Genomic DNA, 25822 nt, shown 5'->3' on the forward strand with positions numbered 1-25822 from the left:
CGCGCGATGCCGCGGCCCAGGCGCCGGCGCCCGCGCCCGCCGCGCCGGCGCGGCCGATCCACGCCAAGCTCGACGAGGCCGCCCGCGCCGTGGAAGCCCGGATGATCGGCTGGCGCCGCGACATCCACCAGAACCCGGAGCTCGGCAACCAGGAACGGCGCACTGCCGGGCTGGCGGCGGCGCATCTGAAGCGCCTCGGCTACGAGGTGCGGGAGGGTGTCGCCGTCACCGGCGTCATCGGCGTGCTGCGCGGTGGCGCCGGGCCTGGACCGGTGCTGGCGCTCCGCGCCGACATGGACGCGCTGCCGGTGACCGAGGAGGTCGATCTGCCCTTCGCCTCTCGCGTGCGGACGCGCTGGGGCGGGCAGGAGGTGGGCGTGATGCATGCCTGCGGCCATGACTGCCATGTCGCGATCCTGATGGCGGCCGCCGAAGTGCTGGCCGCGCAGCGCGCTGAGCTCCGCGGCACCGTGAAGCTGCTGTTCCAGCCGGCCGAGGAGGGCCTGCCGAATGGTGAGATCGGCGGCGCCCGGCGGATGCTGGACGAAGGCGCCTTCGATGATCCGAAGCCGGAGGCCGTCTTCGGCCTGCATGTCGGCAGCGCCCGCGCGGTCGGCACCCTCGGCTATCGCCCGGGCCCGGCGATGGCGAGCTCGGACGGCTTCCGCATCACCGTCGAGGGGCGGCAGACCCATGGCGCGCGGCCCTGGAGCGGGGTCGACCCGATCGTCATCGGCGCGCAGATCGTCACCGCGCTGCAGACCATCCAGAGCCGCCAGGTCGACGCCAACGACCCCTCGGTGCTGACCATCGGCAGCTTCCAGGCGGGCAACCGCGGCAACATCATCCCCGACCGCGCCGTCATGGTCGGCACGCTCCGCACCTTCGACGAGGGGCGGCGCAGCTATATGCAGCGGCGCGTCACTGAGATCGCGGAGGGGATCGCGCGCGGCATGGACGGCAACGCCGTCGTGCGGTGGGAAGCGAACGGCTATGCCACCGTGGTCAACGACCCCACGCTCGCCGATCGCATGGCGCCGACCTTGGCGCGGGTCGCGGGCCCCGGAAAGCTCGGCATCAATCCGCGCGCCACCGCCTCCGAGGATTTCTCCTTCTTCGCCCAGCGGGTACCCGGCTTCTTCTTCACCATCGGCATCACCGCGCCCGGCGAGGATCTTGCCACGGCGGCGCCCAATCATTCCCCACGCTTCCGGGTGGACGAGGCCGGGCTGCTGCCCGGCCTCCGCGCCATGCTGCATCTGGTCGCGGACTACACCGGCAGCGGGAGCGTCTGACCTGGCGCCCGCCAGTCCTCAGCCGGCGTAGCCGCCCGCGTCCAGATAGCGCTGCTCCTCCGCGCGCATGGCGCGGCCGAGGATGGGGTTGCGGTGCGGGAAGCGGGCGAAGCGGCGGATGATGTCGCGGTGGCGCCGCGCGCGCGTGAGGTTCGGCTCGCCCAGATGCGCCACCAGCGCGACCGACCGGTCCTGGTCGGCCAGGTCCTCCGAATGCGCGAAGGGCAGGTAGAGGAAGAGCCGGAGCGCCGTCTCGACGCCCTGGTCGTGCCCGGCGGCGATGGCCGCCGCCGCCGCCGCCCGCGCCGTCGCATCGGTCGCATACATGCGCCGCGTGCCGCGGAAGGCGTTGCGCGGGAACTGGTCCAGCAGCAGCACCAGGCCGAGCGCGCCCTCGGGCGTCGCCAGCCAACCGGCGCCGTCGCTGCGTGCCGCCGCCTCGTGCGCGGCCAGGAAGCCGCGGCGGAAACGATCGTCGAAACCCGGGTCCTTGGCGAACCAGAGGCCCGGCCCCGCCGCCCGCCAGAAATCGACCACCGCCCGGGCGGAATCCAGGCCGCCGGCCTCTACCAGGCTCTCCATCGCGCGCATCGCTGTCTCCATTCTGCTTGCGGGGCGAAACTGGCGCTGGGGCGATACTGAATCCAATGATACGATTTCAACGATATGCTGCACGAAATCGACCTTTCCCGTGCCGACCTCAACCTGCTGGTCCTGTTCGAGGCCGTGCTGCGGGAGGGCCATGTCGGGCGCGCCGCGGCGCGGCTGAACCTCTCTGCGTCAGCGGTCAGCCACGGGCTCGGGCGGCTCCGGCGGCTGCTGAACGACCCGGTCTTCCTGCGCACGCCGAAGGGCGTGGTGCCGACGGCCCGCGCCCTCGACCTCGCGGGGCCGATCGGCCTGGTGCTGGCCGGTGCCCGCGGCGTCATCGCCACCGCCCGGCCTTTCGACCCCGCGCGCTCGGCGCGGCAATTCGTGATCGGCGCGCCGGACGGGGTCTCGGCACTGTTCCTGCAGCCGCTGCTCGCGGTGCTGCGGCGCGATGCGCCCGGCGTCGACATCCGCCTCCGCCAATTGCTGCCGCCGGCCGCCGCGCGGGTGGGCGCCACCGCCTGGGAGCCGGCGCTGGCCGAGCTCGAAGCCCGTACCCTCGACATCGCGGTCGCCCCCTTCGAGGGCGTGCCGGCACGGTTCGCCGCGCAGGTGCTGCGGGAGGAGGATTTCGTCATCCTGGCGCGGGCCGGCCATCCCTTCGCCGCGGCGCCCACGCTGCCGCATTATTGCGCCGCCAGCCACCTGGTCGTGTCGATGACCGGCGATGCCAATGGCTTCGTCGATGATGCACTGGCCGAGCGCGGCCTCTCGCGCCGGGTCGCGCTGACGGTGCCGAGCTTCTTCATGGCGCTCGCGGTGGTGGCGGAGACCGACCTGATCGCGGCGGTTCCGCGCGGCTTCGCCGCCGCCTATGCGCCGCGGTCCGGCGTCACCTCCAGCGAGGCGCCGCTGCCGCTGCCCCGCTTCCGGATCCAGGCGGTCGCGTCGAAGGCCGCGCTGCAGGATGCCGGCATCGCCTGGCTCGGCGATGCGCTGCTGGCTGCCGGTACGCCGGCTGACGCGGTATCGCCGTCATCGTGCGATGCGCGTCCTGTTCCCTGAGGAACAGCCGTTACGGCGGCGCTGCGGCATGTGTCCGCCTGCAAAAGGCAATCAAGCCGTCACACGGGAAAAGACACATGACCTCTCAGATGTTCGACACCGAGACCATGATCCACCTGCATGCGCGGGCCGCTGAAGCCGTGCCGCAGCCGGCATCGCGCAGCCCCTTCGGCGCGATCTCGCGCTGGTGGCGCGCCCGGCGCGACGCGCAGCAACTCGATGCCCTGAGCAACGAGACGCGGAAGGATATCGGCCTGCCGCCGCGCAACGCCTACACGACGATGCCGGACTGGCCGCGCTGACGCGCTGGCCGCGGCGACCGCACCCTCGGCGCCGGTCGCCGCGCACCGGAGCGTGAGCTTCACGCGGCGAAGCCCACACCCGCATCCACACACCGCGCCTCATACCAACGGACCGGTCGCTTGGCCGGTCCGAGGCCGCGAATGCGGCCCGCCGCAAGTGCGGCGAAAGCCAAGCCGCACGGATGTGCGGCGCGTCACGCCGAAGGCGTGCCTTCGGCACGACGCCTTTGAGGGCGCTGGTATAACTTCCGGCATGGGCTATGCCGATCCGGATTGCCGGCCTAACCTTCCCACTCCCGATGCATCCAGTGCGTCCGCCCAGCAACAAGATGACGTCCAAGACCGGCGGGCCGCGAAGGGAGTGGAAGATCGACAATGACGGATACCCGATACCTCGCGCCGCAGACGCTGGATGAGGCGGTCGGCGCCTTCGCGGCGGCCGCGGGCGCGGCCCGCATCCTGGCGGGCGGCACCGACCTGCTGGTGCAGATGCGCGCCGGCCTGCTGCGGCCAGGCCTGATCATCGATATCAAGAAGATCGAGGAGATGACGGCGATCGTGGAGGAGCCCGATGGCGGCTTCCGCGTCGGCGCCGCCGTCTCCGGCGCGGCACTCGCCGAGCATCCGCGCTTCGGCCAGGTCTGGCCGGGCGTGCTGGAGGCGGTGAACCTGATCGGCTCCACCCAGGTGCAGGGCCGCGCCTCCCCGGGCGGCAATCTCTGCAACGCCTCGCCCGCCGGCGACAGCGTGCCGGCGATGATCGCGGCCGGTGCGGTGGTCACCGTGCAGGGCCCGAACGGGCGCCGGCAGATGCCGGTGGAGGCTGTACCGGCCGGCCCCGGCCGCACCAACCTCACGCCGGGCGAGATCCTGGTCAGCTTCGCGCTGCCGGCCCGGCCGAAGGGCTCGGGCGATGCCTATCTGCGCATGATCCCGCGTACGGAGATGGACATCGCGGTGGTCGGGGTCGGCGTCAGCCTGACGATCCAGGGCGGCACCGTCACCGCGGCGCGTGTCGGCCTCGGCGCCGTGGCGCCGACCGTGCTGCTGGTCGCGGATGCCGCCGATGCGCTGATCGGATCGAAGCTCGACGACGCGGCGCTGGAGGCGGCGGCCGCCGCCTGCCGCGCCGCCTGCCGCCCGATCGACGACAAGCGCGGCACCATCGTCTACCGCACCAAGGTCGCCGGCGTGCTGCTGAAGCGCACCGTCGCGATCGCCGCCGAACGCGCCGGGAGGGCCTGAGACCATGGCGAAACTGCATGTCGCGACCACCATCAACGGCGAGCCGATGGAGTTCCTCTGCGATCCCGGGCAGAGCCTGCTCGACGCGCTGCGCGGGACGCTCGGCCTGACCGGCACCAAGGAAGGCTGCGGCACCGGCGATTGCGGCGCCTGCTCCATCACGCTGGACGGCCGGCTCGTCTGCTCCTGCCTGATGCTGGCCGCCGAGGCCGAGGGCCGCGAGATCGCGACCATCGAAGGCATGGCGGCGGGCGAGGATCTGCACCCGCTGCAGCAGAAGTTCCTGGAGATGGCGGCGCTGCAATGCGGGATCTGTACGCCCGGCATGCTGATCGCCGCCAGGAACCTGCTGGAGCGCAACCCCGATCCGACCGAGACCGAGGTGCGCTTCTGGCTGGCGGGCAATCTCTGCCGCTGCACCGGCTATGACAAGATCGTCCGCGCGGTGATGGAAACCGCCGAGGAGATGAGGGGGGCCGCGCGATGAACGTCATCAGCAACAAGTGGATCGGCCAGCGCACCATCCGCCCGGATGGCGCGGACAAGGTGACGGGCCGCGCCGCCTATGGCGCCGATACTGTCATGCCCGGGATGATCTGGGCCCGCGTCCTGCGCAGCCCGCACGCGCATGCGCGCATCCTCCGGATCGACACCAGCAAGGCCGAGGCACTGCCGGGCGTGAAGGCTGTCATGACGGCCAAGGACGTCGTCGAGTTCCCGCTCGACAAATCCGTCATGCTCGGCATCCAGGACATGCGCTGGATGTGCCGCAACGTGATGGCGCGGGAGAAGGCGCTGTTCCACGGCCATCCCGTCGCTGCCGTCGCCGCGACGACCGAGGCGATCGCCGCCGAGGCCTGCGCCCTGATCGAGGTCGAGTACGAGGTGCTGCCCTGGGTCATCGAGATCGAGGACGCGATCAAGCCCGACGCGCCGATCCTGCACGACTTCATCAAGCTGGACGGCAAGCCCTCCAATATCGCGGGCAAGCTCGAGCACAAGCTCGGCGATGTCGATGCCGGCTTCGCCCAGGCCGATGTGGTGATCGAGCGCGAGTTCAAGACGCGCCCTGTCCACCAGGGCTATATCGAATCGCACGCCTGCCTGGTCAGCGTCTCGCCCGATGGCAAGGCGACGATCTGGAGCTCGAGCCAGGGCCAGTTCATGGTGCGCGCGATGAGCGCCTACCTGACGGGCATCCCGCAGAGCGACATCCGCGCCATCCCGGCCGAGATCGGCGGCGGCTTCGGCGGCAAGACCATCATCTACCTGGAGCCGCTGGCGCTGATCCTGGCGCGGAAATCCGGCCGCCCCGTGAAGATGATCATGTCGCGGGAGGAGGTGTTCCGCGCCTCCGGCCCGACCTCGGGCTCCATGAGCAAGGTGAAGATCGGCGCCACCAAGGATGGCAAGATCGTCGCGGCGCAGGGCACCTTCTACCTGCAGGCGGGCGCGCTGCCGGGGTCGCCGATCCGGGGCGCCGCCGGCTGCGCCTTCGCGCCCTACGACATCCCGAACGTGCATTCGCTCGGGTTCGACGTGGTCTCCAACCGCTCCAAGGTCGCGGCCTATCGCGCGCCGGGCGCGCCGATCGGCGCCTATGCGGTCGAATGCGTGGTGGATGAGATCGCCGAAGCGCTGAAGATGGATCCCCTGGAGCTCCGCCTGAAGAACGCGGCGAAGCAGGGGACCAAGGCGGCGCATGGCCCGGTCTATCCGCGCATCGGCTTCGTGGAGACGATCGAGGCGGCGCTCGCGCATCCGCACTACAAGGCGCCGCTCGGCAAGCATCAGGGCCGCGGCGTCGCCAGCGGCTTCTGGTTCAACGCCGGCGGGGAATCGAGCGCCCAGGTCAACGTCACCGAGGACGGCAATGTGGTTGTCACCACCGGCCATCCGGATATCGGCGGGTCCCGCGCATCGACCGCCAACATCACGGCGGAGCTACTCGGCATCGACTACAAGCGCGTCTCGGTGCTGATCGGTGACACCGCGACGATCGGCTACAGCAACCTCACCGGCGGCAGCCGCGTCACCTTCGCGTCCGCCATGGTGGTCACGCAGTCGACCGAGAAGGTGATCACCACCTTGCGGGAGCGCGCGGCCAAGATCTGGAAGATCGACCCGGAGGCGGTCACCTGGGATGATGGGGAGGCGCGGCCCGCCGGCGACAATGCCGGCAAGTTCCCGGCGCTGACCTTGGCCGAGATCGCGGCGAAGGCGAGCGAGACGGGCGGGCCGATCGGCGCCGGCGTGCAGCTCAACACCGCCGGGGCGGAAGGCGGCTTCGCGACCCATGTCTGCGATGTCGAGGTCGACCTCGACCTCGGGATCGTGCGCGTGCTGCGCTACACCTCCTTCCAGGATGTCGGGCGTGCCATCCACCCGAGCTATGTGGAAGGCCAGATGCAGGGCGGCGCCGCGCAGGGCATCGGTTGGGCGCTGAGCGAGGAGTATATCTACGACAAGAAGGGGCGCGTCGATAACGCCAGCTTCCTCGACTACCGGATGCCGGTCTGCTCCGACCTGCCGATGCTCGACACCGTGATCATCGAGGTGCCGAACCCGAAGCATCCGCAAGGGGTGCGCGGTGTCGGCGAGGTGCCGCTGGTACCGCCGCTCGCGGCGGTCTCCAACGCCGTTTACAACGCACTCGGCCGCCGCTTCTACAGCCTGCCGATGTCCCCGCCCCGCGTGCTGGAGGTGCTGGAGGGCGCGTGACTTCGGCGTCATGATGTGACCCGCGAGGGGCTGCGCCATCGCCAGGTGCGGCCCCTTTCGCTATCCAGGGGCATGCTCCGTCCGTGGCACCTGATCCTCACGCTTCTGCCGCTTGCAGCCGCCTTGCCGTCGCTTGCACAGGATGCGGGGCCGGCGCCCGGCACCTACGGGTCCTGGCGGGACGCGCATTGTCAGCGGCCGGATGAAGACCATGACGAATGGCGCTGCGGCCCGCCGCAGGCATTGCTGGGCGCAGTGATCGCGCCGCGTCCCGGCCACCGGGCGCGGGTCCGCGTGCAGATCTGGGGCGCCGATCGCGGCTGCCAGTTCGACGGCGACGGCGAATGGCAGGGCGCCGCGCTCATCGCGCGGGAGGATCCGGATGGCGGGTCCGGCCCGCGCTGCGAGATCCGCGTGACCCGCGGCGCTGGTGGCATCGATATCGCGGCACCGGACATCGTGGCCTGCGGCTGCGGCGACTGGATCAACATGCGGGGCCTGCCCCGGATCTCCGCCGCAACCGCGATCCCGCCGGTCGCGCCGCGCCGGCGTTAGATCGGGTTTCCTTTCCGTCAGTGGCCCGCCATAGGATCGCTCCGGCGACTGGATAATCGCCAGCGCCACAGGGGAGGATCAGTATGGCGAAAACTTCGCGGCGGCCGCTGCTCGGCGGCCTGGCCGGCCTGCTCGCGTCACCCGGCCTCGCGCGGCCGGCGCTCGCCCAGGGCAGCGCTGCGGCGCGCCCCGTCACCATCATCGTCCCCTTCGCGCCCGGCGGCAGCACCGATGTCGTCAGCCGGCTGATGGCCGAGCGGATGACCGCCAGCCTCGGCCAGCCGGTGCAGGTCGAGAACCGGCCCGGCGGCAACACCATCGTCGGCGCCGAATATGTCGCGCGCGCCCGGCCCGATGGCCAGACGCTGCTGATGGCGGCCGGCACCACGCTGACCATCAATCCGGTGATCCAGCCGAACCTGCCCTATGCGGTGGAGGATTTCGCGCCGGTGATGCTGGCGACGACCTTCCCCTTCGGCATCATCACGCGGCTGGAGGGCGGGCCTGTGGATGTGCCGGCCTGGGTCGCGGCGGCACGCGCGCGGCCGGGGCAGATGACCTACGGCACCAACGGGCCGACGACGCTCACCAATGTCGCCATGCTGATGGTGCTGGAGCGGCTCGGCATCACCATGCAGGACGTGACCTATCGCGGTGATTCCGTGCAGCTCTCGGCCTTCCTCGCCGGCGATATCGACATGCTGATCGTGGCCGGCGGCACCGCGCAGCCGGTGCACCGCAACCGCCAGGGCCGCATGATCGCCTGGACCAGCGGGCGTCGCGTGGAATCGACGCCGGAGGTGCCCTCGATCGCCGAATTCGCGCCGGGGCTGGAGGTGCTGAGCTGGTTCGGCCTGCTGGCGCCGGCGCGCACGCCGGCGGAGCTGGTGCAGCGGCTGAACGCGGCGGCGAACCAGGCGCTGCAGGATCCCCGCCTGCGCGAGCGGCTGGTGACCGAAGGCCAGTTCCTCGCCGGCGGCACGCCGCAGGATTTTTCGGAGTTCCTGCGCCGGTCGGATGCGCAGTGGCGGCCGATCCTCAGTCGGCTGAACGTGCCGCGGAACTGACGCTGGATTTGACCGGCATCGGGGCGCGACTAAGCTCTTCGGTTCACGGCTCCGGAGATCCGCATGGCCCGCGTCCGCGACATTCCCTCGAGCGAGCTGCCGCCCGACCTCGCCGCGATCTATGAGCGTTTCGCCGCCGATTACGGCCCCTTCCGCAACCAGGTCGCGGTCTTCGCGCATGTGCCGGCGGCGCTGCGCCATCTGATGGCGATGCTGATGGAGCTGCGCGAGGCGAAGACGCTGCCCAAGCGCTATCTGGAGATTGCGATCATCGTGGTCTCCAAGCTGAACGAATGCCACTACTGCGTCGCGCACCACACGCCCTTCCTGACGGTCGAGGGCATCTCGCCCGCCGGCATCGACCGCATCCTCGACTACCGGGACCATCCGGAGCTCGACGAGGTCGACCGCGTCGTCGTCGAATGGGCGATCGCCGCCTGGGAGACGCCGAACCGCATCCGCGATGCGCTCTACCAGCGCCTGCGCGCGCATTTCTCCGAGGCGCAGGTGGTCGAGCTGGCCCTGCGGACGACGCTCTGCGGCTTCTTCAACCGCTTCAACGACGCGCTGCAGATCGAGGAGGAGCAGGAAGCGCAGGCGCGCCTCGCCGCCGCCGGCGGCTGACGCGGTGCGACGACGAGGCGCAGCTCCTGCTCAGGCAGCGGGCCTGATGAAGCCGAGCTGGGTGAGCGCGGTGACGCCATCATCGAGGCCGATCTCCTCGGCGATGCGGCCGTCCTTCACGCGCAGCACCGTGGTGCCGGTGAAGTGCATCTTCCGCCCGGTCGCGGCCGGCAGCCGGCCTGCCAGGAAGTCATCGAAGGCGGGGCCGGTATGGGTGCCGCCGCCTTCCCATTGGCCGACGACGTAATCGCCCTCCGCGATCAGCTCCGCCGTGCCCCAGAATTTCAGGTCGGGGAAGGCGCTCCGGAAGCCGGTCATGAAGGCCTTGATGTCGGCATGGCCCCGGCGCGGCGCGTGCAGCGAGTATTTCAGCAGCATGTCCGGTGCGGCGATATCGTCGATGACCGAGAGATTGCAGGTCTCGCCCCAGAATTCGGTGAACCAGCGGCCGACCACGGCCTTGTTGTCGTCCAGTCTGCTCATGCGAAAGCCCTTTCCTCTGGCATTGGTGTGCCGAGGATGGGCTCTGGTCCGCATGGGCGCCTTCCGCTTCTTGCCCTCGCATCGGGCGCCGGTCTTCACCTCCGGGATGGTTCAGGGATTGCCGCCCTCCCGCGTCTTGCGGTCGCGGAGCGGCGCGACATCGGCGGGGCCGCCGCGCGTCTGCCCCTGTTCGGCCAGGCTGCCGGCCTGGGCCTCGCCCGGCGCCACGGGATGCTCGGGCATACCGGCCGCGGGATCCTCGCCGCGCTCCGTGCCCTTGCGGCCTTCGGCCTGGCGCCGGGTCGCGGGGTTCTGCCGGATGGGGGCGGGCTGGGCGCCCGGTTGCCTCGGGTCGGTGCTTGATGGCTTGCTGGTCATGGCGTCCTCCTTCGTCCCTGGTCGTCAGGAACGCGGCGGGTCATCCGGGGGCCGGGGCGCCTTCGGATCCGCCGCGCGGCGCCACCGACGCGGCACCACGCTCACGAATTCCAGCCAGTGCAGCAGCGCCAGGATCAGCACCAGCGCGACCACGGCCGCCAGCCATCCCATTCCGGACCCTCCGCGTCACCGGAAGGCAATGCATGGCGCCGGGCCGGCGTTGCATCACGCCGCGGATGCGCATCCGTCCTCGGGCGATCCCGGCTTTCGCAGCTTGGCCGTGAGGGGCAGGATGAGCCTTTCCCCGGCAAGGAGCCGCCGCCCGCATGTCCGCCCTCGACAAGATCCGCCAGTACCACCCCGAGCTGACCGCGCTGCGCCGCGACCTGCATGCCCATCCCGAGCTCGGCATGGGCGAGCATCGCACGGCGGAGATCGTGGCCCGGCAGCTCGAAGCCATGGGCGTCGAGGTGCATCGCGGCGTCGGCGGCACCGGCGTGGTCGGCGTGCTGCGGGGACGCCCGGGCAACCGCGCCATCGGGCTCCGCGCCGACATGGATGCGCTGCCGATTGAGGAACAGAACGACGTGCCGTATCGCAGCGGCACCAAGGGCGTGATGCATGCCTGCGGCCATGACGGGCACACGACGATGCTGCTGGGGGCGGCGAAGTACCTGGCGGAGACGCGGAACTTCGACGGCACCGTGCACCTGATCTTCCAGCCCGGGGAGGAAGGCTGCGGCGGCGCGCTCGCGATGCTGGAAGACGGGCTGTTCGACCGCTTCCCCTGCGACGTGGTGTTCGGCATGCACAACCGCCCGGGCATGCCGGTCGGCGAATACGCGATCAGCGAAGGCCCGGCCATGGCGGGCGGCGCCTTCTTCGACGTAACCGTGCGCGGCAAGGGCGCGCATGGCGCGCATCCGGAAGCGGGCATCGATCCCGTCATCGCCGCCTGCCACATCGCGACCGCGGCGCAGACCATCGTCTCCCGCGTCGTGAACCCGGCCGACCCCGCGGTGATCAGCATCACCAAGATCGCCGGTGGTGATGCCTACAACGTCATCCCGGAGACCGCGACGCTCGCCGGCACTGCGCGCTTCTTCAGCCGCAAGGTCGGCGCGCAGATCGAGGAAGGGCTGAAGCGCGTGGTCGAAGGCGTCGCCGCCGGCCTCGGCTGCGAGGCAAGCCTCGACTACCGGCTGATCTTCGCGCCGACGCTCAACGCCGCGGACCCGACCGACGCCTATGTGGCCGCGGCGACGGAGCTGGTGGGGGAGGCGAAGGTGACGCGCGGCAAGCCGCCCTCGATGGGGTCGGAGGATTTCTCCTTCATGATGGAGAAGGTGCCGGGCGCCTATATCCTGGTCGGCAATGGCGAGGGCGCGATGCCGCACAACCCCCGCTACATGTTCAACGACGAGGCGATCCCCTTCGGCGCCGCGCTCTATGCCCGCATCGTCGAGCGCGGGCTGAAGCAGGAGGGCTGACAGCGCGCCGTCCGCCGCCTTCCCCTGGATCCTGAAGGCCAACCGGGCGCGATGCCCGGTTGCGCGTGCATGGGCTCGTAAAACATACCAACCTGATCGCCGGGCCCAGGGCGCTGAGCTGACAGGTATGGACGGTTGGTAAGCTGTCACGGAGACATCAAGCAACCGACGCCCGACAGAAATGGTTGGTATGTTTCTGTCGTTCTCATGGACGCCATCCTTGGATCCGGCCGATCGCCCCTCTGGGCGCGCGTCGCCGACGACCTCCGCCGCGCCATCCTGGGCGGCACCTATCCTCCCGGGTCCCAGCTCCCGAATGAGCAGGGGCTCATGCAGCTCTACCGCGTCAGCCGGAACACGCTCCGCCGCGCGGTGGCGGAGCTGGAGCTGCGCGGGTTGCTGCGTACCGAGCAGGGGCGGGGATCCTTCGTGCAGGAACGGCTCGACTATGCGCTGGGCGCGCGGACCCGCCTGACGGATAACCTGCTCGGCACGGGCCTCACCGCGAAGCGACGGCTGCGCGAGATGTGGCAGGTGCCGGCGTCACCCGAAGCGGCGGAGGCGCTCGGCATTCCCCTCGGCGATCCGGCCTGGCGCGTCGTCTCGCTGCAATGTGTCGACGGCGCCGAGATCAACATCGCCACCTCCTGGTATTCCGCGCGCCGCTTCCCCGATTTCGACCAGCGCCGGCAGCAGGAGGAGAGCGTGACCAGGCTCTTCCGGAGCTACGGCATCCCCGACTATGTGCGCGCCTGGACGCGCCTCTTCGCCCGCCGTGCGACGGAGGCGGAGGCGCGCGCGCTGCGCCAGCCCGCCGCTTCCCCGGTGCTTGAGATCCACAAGCTTGATGCCGCGCCGGATGGCACGCCGCTCGCCTATGGCAGCGGCGTCTGGGCGGCGGACCGCGTCCAGCTCGTGGTGCCGGGGCCGGGTGGGACCATGATGGGGGAGGATCGCCGATGACCGGGATCACGCGCCGCACCGCGCTGGCGGCGGCCGCACTTACGCCGCTGTCCGGCTCTGCGCGCGCCCAGCCATCCGCGCCATCGGGTCTCATCATCGCCATGCCGACGCATCCCGAAGTGCTGGAGCCGGTGCTCGGCAACAACCTGCCGAAACTGCGCAGCCTGCCCAACCTCTTCGATGGGCTGCTCGCGATCGATGCGCGGGATGGCGTGCGCATCCGCCCCGCGCTCGCCGAGCGCTGGCGCCGCGTGGATGCGCGGGTGCTGGAATTCGATCTGCGCCGCGACGTCGTCTTCCATGACGGCAGCCCGATGACGGCGGAGGATGTCGTCTTCAGCCTGGGGCCGGAGCGCGGGCGCGGCCCGGGTGGCGCCGGCCGCACCGTGACGCCGCAGTACCTCTCGACCATCGAGCGCGTGGAGACGACCGGCCCGCATGCGGTGCGGGTGACGACCCGCGCGCCCGACCCGCTGATCGAGCAGCGTCTGGCGGGCTGGAGCGCGGAAATCGTCAGCCAGCGCGCCTTCCGCGCGGCGAGCGACTGGGATCGCTGGGCCGCGGCGCCGGTCGGCACTGGGCCCTATCGCATGGCGGAGAGCCGCACCGATGTCCGGCTGCTTCTGCGCCGCCATGACCGACATTGGGCCGGGCCGGCGCCCTATGAGAGCCTCGATTTCCGCATCGTGCCTGAGCTCGCGGCGCGCGTCGCCGGGCTACGCACCGGCGATTTCGACATCATCGTCGACGTCTCCCCCGACCTGATCCCGGAGGTCGAGCGCGACCGCCGCTTCCTGGTCGCCGGCGGCTCGATTCCCAATGTGCGCTTCGTCAACTGCGACATCGGCCATCCGCTGCTCGCCGACGCCCGGATCCGCCGCGCCCTATCCTTCGCGGTGGACCGGGAGGCGATCGTCGCCGGCCTCTGGGTCGGGCGCACCGACATCCCGCGTGGCTTCCAGAGCCCGGCCTTCGGCGCCATGTACATCGAGGATTTCCCTTACCCGCGCCATGATCCGGAGGCGGCGCGGCGGCTGCTGCGCGAGGCCGGCTATGGTGGCGCGCCGATCCCCTACCGGGTGATGCCGAACTACTACCCGCTCGAGGTGCAGACGGCGCAGGTGCTGGTCGAGATGTGGCGCGCCGTCGGCATCGCGGTGCGCATCGAGGCAGTCGAAGGGCTGAGCCAGGCGCGGCGCCTGCCGATCCACGCCATGTGGAACGAGAGCACCCTGATGTTCTACCCGGACCCGCTCAGCATGGCGTCGCGCAGCCACGGGCCGGGCGGGGTGTTCCAGCGCGCGCTGACCCGCTGGGCCAATCCCGAGTTCAACGGGATCGCCGCCGCGCTGGAGACGGAAGGCGACCTGGCGCCGCGCCGCCGCCTGCACCGGCGCGCGCTGGAAATCCTCGATCACGATGATCCGCCCTGTGTGATCCTGCACAACAACGCGGTGCTCTACGGCTTTCGGCGCGACATCTCCTGGCGTCCGGGCAGTAGCGTCGCCCTCGATTTCCGGAGACCAGCCGCATGAGCATCCCCATTGCCCGCGCGTATCCGCGCATCCTGCAGATCACCGACACGCATTTGGGGCAGGGCGATACCCAGGGCGCCGCGAACTGGGCGATCATGGCTGCGCTGATCCGCAGGCTGAGCCCCGACCTTGTCGTGCATACCGGCGATCTGATGCTGAGCGATCCAGGCTCTGTCAGCGACCGCGCCACCGGCCATGCGGCGCTGGCGGCACTCGGCCTGCCCTTCCGCGTGACACCCGGCAATCACGACGTCGGCGACACGCCTTCCCCCAACGCCATCTTCGGCCAGGTGGTGAACCACGACTGGATTGCCGCCTGGTCTGGAACCTTCGGATCGGATCGCTGGGCGCTGGAGCTCGGCGTGTGGACGCTCGCCGGCCTCAATGCGCAGCTCTTCGGCACCGGTTGGGTGGAGGAGGAAGCGCAGTGGGACTGGCTGGCGCGGCTGCTCGCGGAAGTCGCGCCGCGGCCGGTCGCGCTGTTCATGCATAAGCCGCCCTATCTGGTGCAGTTCGGGGAAGAGCGCGACCAGGACCCGATGACCATCCCGGCCGTGGCGCGCGCCCGGCTGCGGCACCTCGCCACCGGCAGCACGCTGCGGCTGATCGCCTGCGGCCATCGGCACGAGCATCGCGTCTATCTCGGCAGTGCGGAGGAACCCGCGGTGCTCTGGGCACCGCCGGTCTCCTTCGTCGGCCAGTATTCGGCGCCGGTGCCGGATGTCGGCGGCCATCCCGGCTGCGTCCTGCACACGCTGCTCGGGGACCGCATCCTGTCGCAGGTGCTGAGCCCGCCCGGGCTGTCGCGCTTCGATTCCAGCTTCCTGCACCGCATGCTGGAAGCGCAGCGCGCCGGGGCGCAGCATGCGGCGGCGTAGCCTGCTGGCGGCGCCGCTCGCCGCCATTCCGGCGGCGCGTGCCGCGGCGGAGCCCTGGCCCGGCCGCCCGATCCGCATCATCGTACCCTTCCCGCCAGCGAGCGGCGTCGACGCCACCGCGCGGTTGATCGCGGAGCCGCTGCGCGCCCTGCTCGGCCAGCCGGTGCTGGTCGAGAACCGCAGCGGTGCCGGGGGCAATATCGGCGGCGCGGCGGTGGCCGCAGCGGCGCCGGACGGCCATACCCTGCTGATCTCCTCGCCGGGGCCGCTCGCGGTCAACCAATTCGTCTACCGGCAGATGCCCTACGAGACCGACACGGCTTTCGCGCCGATCATCCTGCTGGCGCACAATCCGATGGTCATCCTGACCGCGCGGGAGCGGCCGGAGCGCAGCTTCGCGGATCTTGCCGCCGCCGCCCGGGTCGCCGCTGCGCCGTTGCGCTACGGCACCGCCGGTGCCGGCGGTGGCGGCCACCTGACCATGGCGCTGCTCTGCGCGCAGCAAGGGCTGGTGCTGGAACACGTGCCGTTCCGTGGCGGAGCACAGGCGCTGCTGGCGCTGGCCGCCGGGCAAATCGAATTCGCGATCGACGCGATCTCGGCCGCCTGGCCGCAGATCTCCTCCGGCCTGGTATGGCCGGTCGCGGTCACCGGCCCGTCGCGCTGGCCGCCGCTGCCGGAGGTCCCGACGGTCGACGAAAGCGGCGCGCCGGGCTTCGCTATGGCCGCCTGGACCGTACTCGCTTTCCCCGCCGCGACGCCGCCCGCGATCGTGGCGCGCATGAACCAGGCGGTGAATGCCGTGATCGCGGCGCCGGGGCTGCGCGCACAGCTTGCGCAGGGCGGCACGCTGGCGGGCGGCGGGACGCCGCAGCAGGCCGAAGCCTTCCTGCGGGCGGAGCGCATCCGCTGGCGCCGCGCCGTCGAGATCTCTGGCGCGACGGCAGATTAGAGTTTGTTCCGACGAGCAGATCCACGTCTCCGGCCGATGCCGCCCTCCGACGATCTGCTCTAGATGGTCGGCTTCTTGCGCAGCTCCGCATCCAGGAAGCGCTCATAGGCGAGCTCGCCAACCGCCGCGATCCCGGCCTCGCCGATCGCGGCGCGCGGATCCGCGGCGTTGCGCCAGGCCTTGTAGCCATCCTCGGCCGGCCAGCCGAGGCTCTCGGCCAGCAGATGGATCCAGTTGGCGACGCCGACGCCCTGCCGTTCCAGACTCACGCTCTCCCGGTGGCAGGAATGGAAGATGGTGCAGAGCGTGTCGGCGCCGGTCTCCGCCATCGCCGCAAGCGTCGCGCGCTGCGCATCGGCCAGCGCGCCGGGCACCGCTGATATCGCGGAGCACATGTGCCCGGGCGCGCGATAGGGATGCTCGACGACCTCGAGGCCCGGGATCATCAGCAGGATCTCCGGGATCATGGCGTTGACCGGCACGCGCCCGTTGAAGCCGAGATGCGCGTGCAGCAGCACCCGCCGCTCGACGCGGCCTTTCAGCAGCGGCCGCAGCTTGTCCCGCCTGGCATGCAGCACTTCGCTGACATGCACGGTCTCGAAATTGGTTGGCGTCACCGGCGCCATGCTGTCCTGCATATTCATGTGGCAGGACGGGCACCAGGTGACGAGCGTCTCGCGACCCGTCGCGTTGAAGCCCTCGATGGTACGTTTCGCCATGCCTTCGTTGATGCGGGCGCTGGCATCCTTCGGGCTGCCGCAGCAATGCGCGGGGCCGCCGGAGGGCGCCGCATCCATGCCCACCGCCTCCAGCAGGCGCGTGGTGGTGCGGATGACCTCGCCATGGCGGGTCATGTTGCAGCCATACCAGAAGACCGCGCTGTCGGGCGTCACAGCCATTGCGCCTGCTCCTCCTCGGTCAGGGTCAGCCGCGCGAAGGCCTTCACCTTCGGCGAATACTGCGTGTCCTCCTTCACCGGGATCTTCGGCGCCTCGCCGAGCGCGCCCTTGGCCCGCCAGGTCGCCAGCCGCATCATGAAGGCGGCGTCGAGCTGCTCGGGGCAGGCGGCGCTGCAGACGCCGCTGCGGGTGCAGGCGGCGATCCAGGCCAGCGCCGCCGGCGTGCCCGGCCCGTCGCGCAGCACGTCGCGCATGCCGGTGGCGACCGCGCCCGGCCCGGCTTCGGCGACGCCGGCGGCATAGGGCGTCATCGGGCAGGCGCTCACGCAGGCGCCGCAGGCGGTGCAGAGCGAAGCGAGCCGTGCGGACTCGCCGCGGATATGCTCGACCAGAGTCATGACGTGGCGCCCGGCAGCACCGCGATGCCCTCGATCTCGACGCGGCAATCGGGGGTCGTGAATTGCGCGCCACCGAGGCAGGTGCTGGCGGGCGGCGCCTCCAGCGCGGCGAAGGCGGCCTGCCGCGCCTGGTTGAAGCCGTCATAGTCGCGCATGTCACTGAGCCAGGTGGTGATCTTGAGGAGGTGCGAGAGATCGGCGCCTTCCTGCGCCAGGGCGCGCTCCAGCCGGGCGAAGCATTCCCGCGCCTGCTCCAGCACCGGCCGTCCCGCGGCCTCGCTGCCGCGGGCGGTGACGCCCGAGCAGAAGATCAGCTTGGCGCCGCCACCGAGCGGGACGGTGCGTGACGGCGGAAACAGGGGTCGCTGCGACATCGCCAGCCCTCCTGTCGGGAGCCTCGCGCGCTACCGCATCCAGGGCAAGCGGGGCAGTCAGCGCCGCATCAAGGCCTCGGTGGCGGCAACCGCCGTCGCCAGCCCGTCCTCGGCCTGCATCCTGGCGCCGAGCGCGCGTGCGCGGGCCCGCGTCTCCGGCCGTTCAGCGAAGGCGATGCCTTGCGCGAGCGCCGCTGCCGTCAGGCGCTTTGCCGGTACGGGACGTCCGGCGACGCCAAGCCGCATGAGGCGGTCGGCCCAGAAGGGCTGGTCGCCCGCGAAGGGCACGACGACCGAAGGGATGCCGGCCCGCGCCGCGGAATGGGTGGTGCCGGAGCCGCCATGGTGGATCGCGAGCGACACGCGCGGGAACAGCCAGCCATGCGGCACGTCCCCGATCGGCAGGATATTCGCCGGCAGCGCCGCGGCATCGATGCCGCTCCATCCCGGATGGAACAGCGCGCGGCGGCCGGCGACCGCGGCGATCACCGCCGACAGCAGGGCCGCGCGATCGAAGCCGGTCATGCTCCCGAAGCCGACATAGAGCGGTGGCTCGCCCGCCAGGACATCCGCGAGCGCCAGCGGCGGCGACCATGCCGGCGCCGGCAGCACCCATTGCCCGCAGAGGCGGGCATTCTCCGGCCAGTCCCTCGGCACCGGCACCAGGCTCGGCGACAGGCCATAGAGCATGGGATGGCTGGTCCAGCCGCGCCGCCGCGGCGGCAGCCCGCAGACGCTGCGGCGCGCGGCATTGGTCGCGCTGCGGAAGGCGCGCCACAGCATCACGTTGACGAGATGGTGGCTCGCCCGGTTGAGGATGCGCGGCACCAGCGCCGGTGGCAGGAAGGGCGAAGGGAATGCCGCGGTCGGCGTGATCGGGATCAGGCCGGCGCCGATCGCGGGGATACCGAGATGCTCGGCGGCGGAGAGGCCGATGAAGGCTGCCAGGCCCGAGAGGATGATGGCGTCCGAGCCGCGCCCCGCCTCGACCGCCGCGCGCAGCCAGGCCTCGGCATGCGCATCGGCGATCCGGGCCAGGGTCTTGGCAGTGCCGGCGGCACCGCTGCCGCCTGCGACGACGCCGGAGATCGCCGCATCCGGCCGCAGCGCGCCCCTGATGTCGCCGGCGAGCGCCGCGGCGGGCACGCCGAGGGCGTGGGCGGTACCCAGCGTCGCGCCATCCGCGAGCAGCAACGCCTCATGGCCGGCATCCATCAGGGCGCGGCAGAGCGCCGCCAGCGGGCGCGCATCGCCTTCCGTCCCATAGGTCACGACGAGGAACTTCACGGTTGCGTTCCACCTCGATTGCGACGTTGCTTTGTTCGTTCGAACGAACTAAATATCGCTCATGAGCGACGCCCGGTCAACCGCCCCCATTGACGACCGCCTGCTCGTCACCGCGATCGACCTCTTCGGTCGCAAGGGCCTTGAAGGCGTCAGCACGCGCGCCATTGCTGCCGCGGCCGGCACCGCCATGTCCTCGATCACTTATCACTATGGCGGCAAGGACGGGCTCTACCTCGCGGCCGCGCGCCATATCGCGGACCGGATCGGGACGGCGATGGCCGCATCCCTCACCGATGCCGCCGATATCGAAGGCATGAGTGCGGCGCAGGCGCTGGATGCGGTCCACGCCATGACCGACGCCTTCCTGCGCCTGATGCTGAGCCCGGAGAGCGCGGCCTGGGCGCGCTTCATCGTGCGCGAGCAGATGGAGCCGACCGAGGCCTTCGAGATCCTCTACCGCGACATCATGAGCAGGGCCTCGGGTTGCCTCATCCGGCTGATCGCGCATATCGGCGGCGGCCGCTGGGACGCGGAGGAGGTGCGGCTCAAGACACTCGCGATCATCGGCCAGGTGCTGGTCTTCCGCGTCGCGCGCGCGACCGTGCAACGCCTCACCGGATGGGAGGAGATCGACGCCGGCCGTGCGGCGGCGATCGCGCGCAGCGTGCGCGCGCATTGCCGCGCCATCCTGCTGGTCGGGGAGGACGGATCATGAAGCGGCGGATGATCATCCTTGCCGGCCTCGCCATCGTCGCGGCCGCCGCCTTCCTGACCAGGGGCTTCGGCCTGCTGGAGGGTGAGGACCGGCGCGCGCTGACGCTCTACGGGAATGTCGATATCCGCGCCGTCGATCTCGGCTTCCGCGTCGCCGGCCGGATCGCGGCAATGCCGGTCGAGGAAGGGGCGCGAGTCGCGGCGGGGACCGTGCTCGCCCGGCTCGACACGCGGCCGCTCACCGACAGCCTCAACCTCGCCGAAGCGCAGGTCCGGTCGGCGACGGCGGAGCTCGAGAAGCGCCGCAACGGCAACCGGCCGCAGGACATCGCACAGGCCGTGGCGGTGGTGGCGGAGCGCCGCGCGGCCCTCGCTCAGGCGCGGGAGGATTACGAGCGCCGTGCCCGGCTGGTGCAGACCGGCGCCGTCAGCCGCGCTGCCTTCGACGCCGCGCAGGCGACCCATGATGCCGCCCAGGCCCAGCTCGAAGCCGCCGAACAGGCGCTCTCCCTGCAGCGGGAGGGCACAAGGCCGGAGGATATCGAAGCCGCGGCGGCGCAGCACGCCGTCGCCATCGCGCAGCGCGACCGCGCACGGACCGACCTCGCGGACGCGACCATCCTGGCACCGGAGGCCGGCACCATCCTGACCCGCGCGCGGGAGCCCGGGGCGGTGGTGCAGGCGGGCGAGACGGTCTTCACCCTGACCATCGAACGCCCGCTCCGGGTGCGCGCCTATGTCGCGGAACCCGATCTCGGCCGCATCGCGCCCGGCATGCCTGTGCTGGTGCAGAGCGACGGCAATCCGCGGCGCTATGCCGGCACCATCGGCTTCATCGCGCCGACCGCCGAGTTCACGCCGAAGACCGTGCAGACCGAAAGCCTGCGCGCCGACCTCGTCTACCGGCTGCGCATCATCATCCCCGACGCCGATGACGCGCTGCGCCAGGGCCAGCCGGTGACGATCAGCGTGCCAGATGCGCGGCCGGCCGCAAGCCGCTGAGATGGCGGGGCCGGTCGCCATCGCGCACGCCGTCACCAAGCGCTTCGCACCCGGCGGGCCGGCGGCACTCGACGGCGTCAGCATCGAGATCGAGCCCGGCCGCATGACCGGCCTGGTCGGGCCCGACGGCGCGGGCAAGACCACGCTGATCCGGCTGCTCACAGGCCTGCTCGATCCCGATGCGGGAACGGTGGAGGTCATGGGCAAGGCCGCGGCCGAGGCCGATCGTGCGGTGATCGGCTACATGCCGCAGCGCTTCGGCCTCTATGAGGATCTCAGCGTCATCGAGAACCTCTCGCTCTATGCCGATCTGCGTGGCCTCGATGCCGGTGAGCGCGATGCACGGTTCCGGCGGCTGCTCGACTTCACCGACCTCGAGCGCTTCCGCACGCGCCTCGCCGGCAAGCTCTCCGGTGGCATGAAGCAGAAGCTCGGCCTCGCCTGCGCGATGGTCAAGGCGCCGGCCCTGCTGGTGCTCGACGAGCCCGGCGTCGGCGTCGACCCGGTGTCTCGCCGGGAGCTCTGGGCGATGGTGCGGGAACTGGCGGGCGAGGGCATCGGTGTCCTCTGGTCGACGGCCTATCTCGACGAAGCCGAGAAATGCGACACCGTCTTCCTGCTGAGCGAGGGCCGGCTGCTGCATGCCGGACCACCCGCTGACCTGACCGGGCAGGTCGAAGGGCGGGTGTTCCGGATGGCGACCGGCGCCGAGGGGCGCCGCTTGCTGCTGGCGCGGGCGCTGAACCGCGATGACGTCACCGACGGGACGATCCAGGGCGCCTCGCTCCGGCTGGTCATGAAGCCGGGCATCGCGCCCCCGGCGCCGGACGCGCTCGGGGCACCGGCATCGAGCCAGGTCGCCCCGGCAGTGCCGCGATTCGAAGACGCCTTCGTCGATATCCTGGGCGGCGGCCCGCCCGGCACCAGCGCCCTCGCCGCGGCCTATCGCGCGGTGCCGGAACGGCAGGAACCGGCGATCCTCGCCGAGCGGCTCACCAAGCGCTTCGGCGATTTCACTGCGGCCGATGACATCAGCTTCGCGATTCCCCGCGGGCAGATCTTCGGGCTGCTCGGGCCCAACGGCGCCGGCAAGTCGACCACCTTCAAGATGCTCTGCGGGTTGCTGACGCCGACATCAGGAAATGGCCGGGTGGCCGGGCATGACCTCCGGACCGCGCGCGCCGATGCGCGGCAATCCCTCGGCTACATGGCGCAGAAATTCTCGCTTTATGGGGATCTCAGCGTGCGGCAGAACCTGAACTTCTTCTCGGGCGTCTATGGCCTCACCGGTCGCGCGCAGCGGCAGGCGATCGAGCGCGTGGTCGAGGTGTTCCGGCTCGGCGACTATCTACCGGTGAACAGCGGGTCGATGCCGCTCGGCTTCAAGCAGCGCCTGGCACTCGCCTGCGCGGTCATGCACCAGCCGCCGGTACTGTTCCTCGACGAACCGACCTCGGGCGTGGATCCGATCGTCCGCCGCGAATTCTGGACCCATATCAACGGCCTGGTCGAGAAAGGCGTCACCGTCCTGGTGACCACGCACTTCATGGACGAGGCGGAGTATTGCGACCGCATTGCGCTGATCTACCGCGCCCAGCAGATCGCGATCGGGACGCCCGATGCGCTGAAGGCGCAAGCCGCAACCGAGGCCGGCCTGCATGACCTGACGCTCGAAGACGCCTTCATCGCGCTGATCGAGGCCTCGGACCGGAAGCGGGAGGCGGCATGAGCCAGGCCTTCTCCGCGCAGCGCTTCCGCGCCATGCTGGTCAAGGAGACGCTGCAGATCCTGCGCGATCCCTCGACCCTCCTGATCGCCTTCGTGCTGCCGCTGATCCTGCTCTTCCTCTTCGGCTATGGCGTCTCGCTCGACACCACGCGGATCAGGGTCGGCCTCGCGCTGCAGGACATGAGCGCGCCGGCGCAGAGCCTGGCGACCGCCTATGAGCGCTCCCGCTGGTTCGAGGTCACGGGGCGGCGGGATGTCGAGGGCTTGAAGCCGGAGCTGGTCGCCGGCCGCATCCGCGGCATCATCGTGATCCCCGCCGATTTCGGCCGCCGCCTCGCCGGCACCGGCGAGCCCGCCGCCATCCAGGTCATCACCGACGGCTCGCTGCCGAACACCGCCGGCTTCGTCGCTGCCTATGCGGAAGGCGTGCGCGCGAGCTGGGCGGCGGGGCAGGCGGAGGAACGCGGCGCCAGGCCGCAGCCGCCGATCACCCTGTTGCAGCGCTTCTGGTTTAACCCGGAGCTCGCCAGCCGCTTCTTCCTGATCCCGGGCTCGATCGCGATCGTCATGACCATGGTCGGCACCCTGCTGACCGCGCTCGTCGTCGCGCGGGAATGGGAGAGGGGGACCATGGAGGCCATCATGGCGACGCCGATCGGCATGGCGGAGTTCCTGGCGACCAAGGTCATCCCCTACTTCATCCTCGGCCTCGGCTCGATGACGCTCTGCACCCTGGTCGCGATCTTCGCCTTCGGCGTGCCCTTCCGCGGCTCGCCGCTCGCGCTGCTGGCGATCGCGACCGCCTTCTTGATGCCCGCACTCGGCCAGGGGCTTTTGATCTCGGCCGCGACCAAGAACCAGTTCGTCGCCAGCCAGGTCGCGCTGCTCTCGGCCTTCCTGCCGGCCATGCTGCTCTCGGGCTTCCTCTTCGAGATCGCGTCGATGCCGAAGATCATCCAGGCGATCACCTACCTGGTCCCGGCGCGCTACGTCATCCCGCCGCTGCAGACCGTCTTCGTCGTCGGCGATCTCTGGGACCTCTTCCTGCGCAACATCGCTGTCATGCTCGGCTTCGGTGCGCTGTTCTTCCTGCTCGCTATACGGGCGACGCGGCGGAGGATCGCCTGATGTGGGGCAGGCTCCGCGCCATCATCGTCAAGGAGATCTGGGCGATCCTGCGCGATCCGCGCGCCCGGCTGATCCTGGTCGTCCCGCCGCTCATCCAGCTCTTTGTCCTCGGCTTCGCATCGACGCTCGAGGTCAAGAACATCGATGTCGGCGTCTACAACCGCGACGACGGCGCCTGGAGCCGGGAATTCGTCCAGCGCCTGGCGGGCAGCCCCAATATCCGCCGCATCGTCCGGATCGACCATCCGGCGGCACTGCGGGAGGCGATCGACGACCAGCGGGTGATCGCGGCCGTCGTGCTCGACCAGCGCTTCAGCGCCGATGTGGCGGCGCGGCGGCCGGCGGTCATCCAAGCGATCTTCGACGGCCGCCGCTCCAATGCGGCGCAGATCGTCTCCGGCTATCTGGAGCGGATCGCGGGCGAACTCGGCGCGGAGATCGCGCCTCAGGCGGCCCGGCCGCGCTCGCAATCGGCCGTGGTCCACTGGTTCAACCCCAATCTGGACTATCTCTGGTTCACCATGCCGGCGCTGGTGGTGATCATCAGCACCCTCGCCGGCCTCGGTGTCACCGCGCTCTCGGTCGCGCGCGAGCGGGAGCTCGGGACCTTCGACCAGCTCATGGTCTCGCCGCTCCGCGTGCAGGAGATCCTGGTCGGCAAGATGGTGCCGCCGATCCTGGTCGGCCTCTTCAATGGCAGCCTCTATCTGCTGCTGATCCCGACGGTCTTCGGCGTGCCGCTGACCGGCTCCATCCCCCTCTTCTACCTGGCGCTGTTCTTCTACCTGCTGGCGCTGGTCGGCATCGGCATGTTCGTCTCCTCGCTGGCGAAGACGCAGCAGCAGGCCTTCCTCGGCGCCTTCCTGGTCACCGTGCCGGCGACCCTGCTCTCCGGTTATGCAACGCCGGTCGACAACATGCCTGCCTGGCTGCAGGTGTTGGCCGAGGCGAATCCGCCGAAGCATTTCCTGATCGTGAGCGAGGGCGTCTTCCTGAAGGCGATGCCCGCGGCCGAGGTCGCCGCCAATACCTGGCCGCTCGCGGTGATCGCGCTCGGCACCCTCACCGCCTCGGCACTCCTGTTTCGCGCACGCATGGAGTGAGGCCGCGACGCCGCGGTCATGCCGTGAAGAGGGGCACCAGCTCGGCCGCCAGCTCCTCCACCACCTCGGCGGCGGGGCGGCGGCCCCGCGCCGGGTTGAGCATCAGGTGGTCCACACCGATCGACTGCAAATCCAGGATGTGGCGCGTCAGCGCGTGGCGGCCGAGCCGCAGGCCGAATTCGGCGGCAGTGCTCGGCGCGGCGGGATCGTCCTGGAGGTCGATGTTCAGCGCCTGCGCGAAGGGCTTTGGGTCACCATCGCCGCGCTCCGCGACGTAGCGCCGCCACAGCCCGACAATGTCGCGCTGGGAGGCGAGGTCGCGCGCATAGGACAGCCAGCCATCGGCATTGGCCGCCAGCCATTGCACCGTCTGCCCGCCGCTGCCGACCGCGAGCAGCGGCGGCGGCTGCACCGCCGGCGTCAGCAGCGCGCCGTCCGGGGCGTGGGCGGTGCCGAGTGCGGCACGGATGCTGGCGAAGCCGTCGCGGAACAGCACCGCCCGGTCGCCGCGGTTGACGCCGAAAGCGGCGTATTCCGGCGGCCGGTCGCCGGAGGCGAGCCCGAGCAGCAGCCGGCCGCCCGAGAGCGCCTGCAGGCTGGCCGCCGCCTTGGCGACATGCAGCGGGTGGCGCAGCGGCAGCACGGCGCCGGCGGTGCCGAGCGCGATCCGTGACGTCCGGGCGGCGAGCGCGCCCAGCCAGACGAAGGGATCGAGGAAGGGGCCGCGATCCGGATAATCCGGGTGGATCAGCGGCACGTCCCGGGTCCAGAGCGCGGCGAAGCCGTCATCCTCGGCGATCGTGGCCATGCGCAGCATGGCCTCGGCCGACAGCAGCTCGCCCGAAGGCGTCGCCGTCGGGACCATGAGGCCAAGGCTGATCCCTCCTGCCCGCAGCAACGGCGATGGCGGCATCATCCGCGCGACTCCGCGCTGGGCTCGCATACGAAGCCCATCGACATCCCCGGCCTCGGTTCGCTGTGGCGATCATCGGCGGCGGACGCCGCCGATGCCGACCTATCTGGGGCGGGATGGCGCCGCGCGCAG

The 25822-nt window shown here is 70.8% G+C and carries 28 protein-coding genes; 19 read left to right on the plus strand and 9 right to left on the minus strand.

Translation table 11 applies throughout. The features are described 5' to 3' along the window. Positions 1-1295 (plus strand): amidohydrolase (locus GXW71_RS12210; protein ID WP_211852792.1); only part of this gene is annotated, 1295 nt, incomplete at its 5' end. An 18-nt stretch (positions 1296-1313) separates the two neighbouring features. Here the strand turns inward: GXW71_RS12210 and GXW71_RS12215 are convergent. Beyond that, positions 1314-1886: a DUF924 family protein gene (locus GXW71_RS12215; protein ID WP_246526514.1), complete on the minus strand. Its 573-nt coding sequence runs from the start codon at positions 1884-1886 to the stop codon at positions 1314-1316. Between the two features lie 75 nt (positions 1887-1961). Between GXW71_RS12215 and GXW71_RS12220 the strand changes: the two genes are divergently transcribed. The 8 genes from GXW71_RS12220 to GXW71_RS12255 all read left to right on the plus strand — a co-directional run bounded on the left by GXW71_RS12220 (position 1962) and on the right by GXW71_RS12255 (position 9465). Then, entirely contained in the window at positions 1962-2951 is a 990-nt protein-coding gene (locus tag GXW71_RS12220; protein WP_211852793.1) for a LysR family transcriptional regulator, read from the plus strand. Between the two features lie 77 nt (positions 2952-3028). Then, on the plus strand, positions 3029-3253 hold the full coding sequence (locus GXW71_RS12225; protein WP_211852794.1) for a DUF1127 domain-containing protein: 225 nt from the start codon (positions 3029-3031) through the stop codon (positions 3251-3253). A gap of 375 nt (positions 3254-3628) precedes the next feature. Then, positions 3629-4498 (plus strand): FAD binding domain-containing protein, encoded by an 870-nt coding sequence (locus tag GXW71_RS12230; RefSeq protein ID WP_211852795.1) that lies wholly within the window; start codon positions 3629-3631, stop codon positions 4496-4498. Between the two features lie 4 nt (positions 4499-4502). After that, entirely contained in the window at positions 4503-4985 is a 483-nt protein-coding gene (locus GXW71_RS12235) for a (2Fe-2S)-binding protein (protein ID WP_211852796.1), read from the plus strand. Next, positions 4982-7219, plus strand: coding sequence for a xanthine dehydrogenase family protein molybdopterin-binding subunit (locus tag GXW71_RS12240; RefSeq protein WP_211852797.1), 2238 nt, complete (start codon positions 4982-4984; stop codon positions 7217-7219). The genes GXW71_RS12235 and GXW71_RS12240 overlap by 4 nt, the downstream gene beginning before the upstream one ends. A 123-nt stretch (positions 7220-7342) precedes the next feature. Further along, positions 7343-7774 (plus strand): hypothetical protein, encoded by a 432-nt coding sequence (locus GXW71_RS12245; protein WP_211852798.1) that lies wholly within the window; start codon positions 7343-7345, stop codon positions 7772-7774. 83 nt (positions 7775-7857) lie between these two features. Further along, the gene (locus GXW71_RS12250; RefSeq protein ID WP_211852799.1) at positions 7858-8841 is read left to right on the plus strand and encodes a Bug family tripartite tricarboxylate transporter substrate binding protein; all 984 of its coding nucleotides are present in this window, start codon (positions 7858-7860) and stop codon (positions 8839-8841) included. A gap of 63 nt (positions 8842-8904) precedes the next feature. Further along, on the plus strand, positions 8905-9465 hold the full coding sequence (locus GXW71_RS12255) for a carboxymuconolactone decarboxylase family protein (RefSeq protein ID WP_211852800.1): 561 nt from the start codon (positions 8905-8907) through the stop codon (positions 9463-9465). 30 nt (positions 9466-9495) lie between these two features. On the opposite strand, the gene GXW71_RS12260 is transcribed toward GXW71_RS12255, so the two are convergent. The 3 genes from GXW71_RS12260 to GXW71_RS12270 all read right to left on the minus strand — a co-directional run bounded on the left by GXW71_RS12260 (position 9496) and on the right by GXW71_RS12270 (position 10497). Further along, complete coding sequence (locus GXW71_RS12260; protein ID WP_211852801.1) at positions 9496-9948, minus strand: ester cyclase; 453 nt, start codon at positions 9946-9948, stop codon at positions 9496-9498. Positions 9949-10059: 111 nt separating this feature from the next. Then, positions 10060-10326, minus strand: a complete 267-nt coding sequence (locus tag GXW71_RS12265) for a hypothetical protein (protein ID WP_211852802.1) — start codon at positions 10324-10326, stop codon at positions 10060-10062. 24 nt (positions 10327-10350) lie between these two features. Beyond that, the gene (locus GXW71_RS12270; RefSeq protein WP_211852803.1) at positions 10351-10497 is read right to left on the minus strand and encodes a hypothetical protein; all 147 of its coding nucleotides are present in this window, start codon (positions 10495-10497) and stop codon (positions 10351-10353) included. 155 nt (positions 10498-10652) lie between these two features. Here GXW71_RS12270 and GXW71_RS12275 point away from each other — a divergent pair, with 155 nt between their 5' ends. The 5 genes from GXW71_RS12275 to GXW71_RS12295 all read left to right on the plus strand — a co-directional run bounded on the left by GXW71_RS12275 (position 10653) and on the right by GXW71_RS12295 (position 16144). Beyond that, the gene (locus tag GXW71_RS12275; RefSeq protein ID WP_211852804.1) at positions 10653-11816 is read left to right on the plus strand and encodes a M20 aminoacylase family protein; all 1164 of its coding nucleotides are present in this window, start codon (positions 10653-10655) and stop codon (positions 11814-11816) included. A 207-nt stretch (positions 11817-12023) separates the two neighbouring features. Further along, complete coding sequence (phnF, locus tag GXW71_RS12280; RefSeq protein WP_211852805.1) at positions 12024-12779, plus strand: phosphonate metabolism transcriptional regulator PhnF; 756 nt, start codon at positions 12024-12026, stop codon at positions 12777-12779. Beyond that, positions 12776-14314: an ABC transporter substrate-binding protein gene (locus tag GXW71_RS12285; protein WP_211852806.1), complete on the plus strand. Its 1539-nt coding sequence runs from the start codon at positions 12776-12778 to the stop codon at positions 14312-14314. Before phnF ends, GXW71_RS12285 begins: the two co-directional genes overlap by 4 nt. Further along, positions 14311-15192, plus strand: coding sequence for a metallophosphoesterase family protein (locus tag GXW71_RS12290; RefSeq protein WP_211852807.1), 882 nt, complete (start codon positions 14311-14313; stop codon positions 15190-15192). The genes GXW71_RS12285 and GXW71_RS12290 overlap by 4 nt, the downstream gene beginning before the upstream one ends. Then, the gene (locus tag GXW71_RS12295; RefSeq protein ID WP_211852808.1) at positions 15179-16144 is read left to right on the plus strand and encodes a tripartite tricarboxylate transporter substrate-binding protein; all 966 of its coding nucleotides are present in this window, start codon (positions 15179-15181) and stop codon (positions 16142-16144) included. The genes GXW71_RS12290 and GXW71_RS12295 overlap by 14 nt, the downstream gene beginning before the upstream one ends. Before the next feature lie 59 nt (positions 16145-16203). Here GXW71_RS12295 and GXW71_RS12300 read toward each other — a convergent pair whose 3' ends face one another. Genes GXW71_RS12300 through GXW71_RS12315 form a run of 4 tightly spaced genes read right to left on the minus strand, consistent with a single transcriptional unit; the run spans position 16204 to position 19102 of the window. After that, positions 16204-17043, minus strand: coding sequence for a (Fe-S)-binding protein (locus tag GXW71_RS12300; RefSeq protein WP_211852809.1), 840 nt, complete (start codon positions 17041-17043; stop codon positions 16204-16206). Then, positions 17034-17441, minus strand: coding sequence for a (Fe-S)-binding protein (locus tag GXW71_RS12305; RefSeq protein WP_211852810.1), 408 nt, complete (start codon positions 17439-17441; stop codon positions 17034-17036). The genes GXW71_RS12300 and GXW71_RS12305 overlap by 10 nt, the downstream gene beginning before the upstream one ends. Further along, positions 17438-17815, minus strand: coding sequence for a RidA family protein (locus GXW71_RS12310; RefSeq protein ID WP_211852811.1), 378 nt, complete (start codon positions 17813-17815; stop codon positions 17438-17440). Before GXW71_RS12310 ends, GXW71_RS12305 begins: the two co-directional genes overlap by 4 nt. A 57-nt stretch (positions 17816-17872) precedes the next feature. Then, on the minus strand, positions 17873-19102 hold the full coding sequence (locus GXW71_RS12315) for a glycosyltransferase (protein WP_211852812.1): 1230 nt from the start codon (positions 19100-19102) through the stop codon (positions 17873-17875). 61 nt (positions 19103-19163) lie between these two features. Between GXW71_RS12315 and GXW71_RS12320 the strand changes: the two genes are divergently transcribed. From GXW71_RS12320 to GXW71_RS12340, 5 genes are read left to right on the plus strand one after another with little or no spacing between them, the layout of a single operon-like run. Then, positions 19164-19817, plus strand: a complete 654-nt coding sequence (locus GXW71_RS12320; protein ID WP_211852813.1) for a CerR family C-terminal domain-containing protein — start codon at positions 19164-19166, stop codon at positions 19815-19817. Further along, positions 19814-20818: a secretion protein HlyD gene (hlyD, locus tag GXW71_RS12325; protein ID WP_246526515.1), complete on the plus strand. Its 1005-nt coding sequence runs from the start codon at positions 19814-19816 to the stop codon at positions 20816-20818. The genes GXW71_RS12320 and hlyD overlap by 4 nt, the downstream gene beginning before the upstream one ends. 1 nt (position 20819) lies before the next feature. Further along, complete coding sequence (locus GXW71_RS12330; RefSeq protein ID WP_211852815.1) at positions 20820-22547, plus strand: ATP-binding cassette domain-containing protein; 1728 nt, start codon at positions 20820-20822, stop codon at positions 22545-22547. Then, complete coding sequence (locus tag GXW71_RS12335) at positions 22544-23674, plus strand: ABC transporter permease (protein ID WP_211852816.1); 1131 nt, start codon at positions 22544-22546, stop codon at positions 23672-23674. The genes GXW71_RS12330 and GXW71_RS12335 overlap by 4 nt, the downstream gene beginning before the upstream one ends. Then, on the plus strand, positions 23674-24777 hold the full coding sequence (locus GXW71_RS12340) for an ABC transporter permease (protein ID WP_211852817.1): 1104 nt from the start codon (positions 23674-23676) through the stop codon (positions 24775-24777). The genes GXW71_RS12335 and GXW71_RS12340 overlap by 1 nt, the downstream gene beginning before the upstream one ends. Before the next feature lie 16 nt (positions 24778-24793). On the opposite strand, the gene GXW71_RS12345 is transcribed toward GXW71_RS12340, so the two are convergent. Beyond that, complete coding sequence (locus tag GXW71_RS12345; RefSeq protein WP_211852818.1) at positions 24794-25693, minus strand: TIGR03571 family LLM class oxidoreductase; 900 nt, start codon at positions 25691-25693, stop codon at positions 24794-24796. Positions 25694-25822 lie beyond the last annotated feature (129 nt).

It is taken from the genome of Plastoroseomonas hellenica, assembly GCF_018129085.1.
Taxonomy (GTDB): Bacteria; Pseudomonadota; Alphaproteobacteria; order Acetobacterales; family Acetobacteraceae; genus Plastoroseomonas; species Plastoroseomonas hellenica.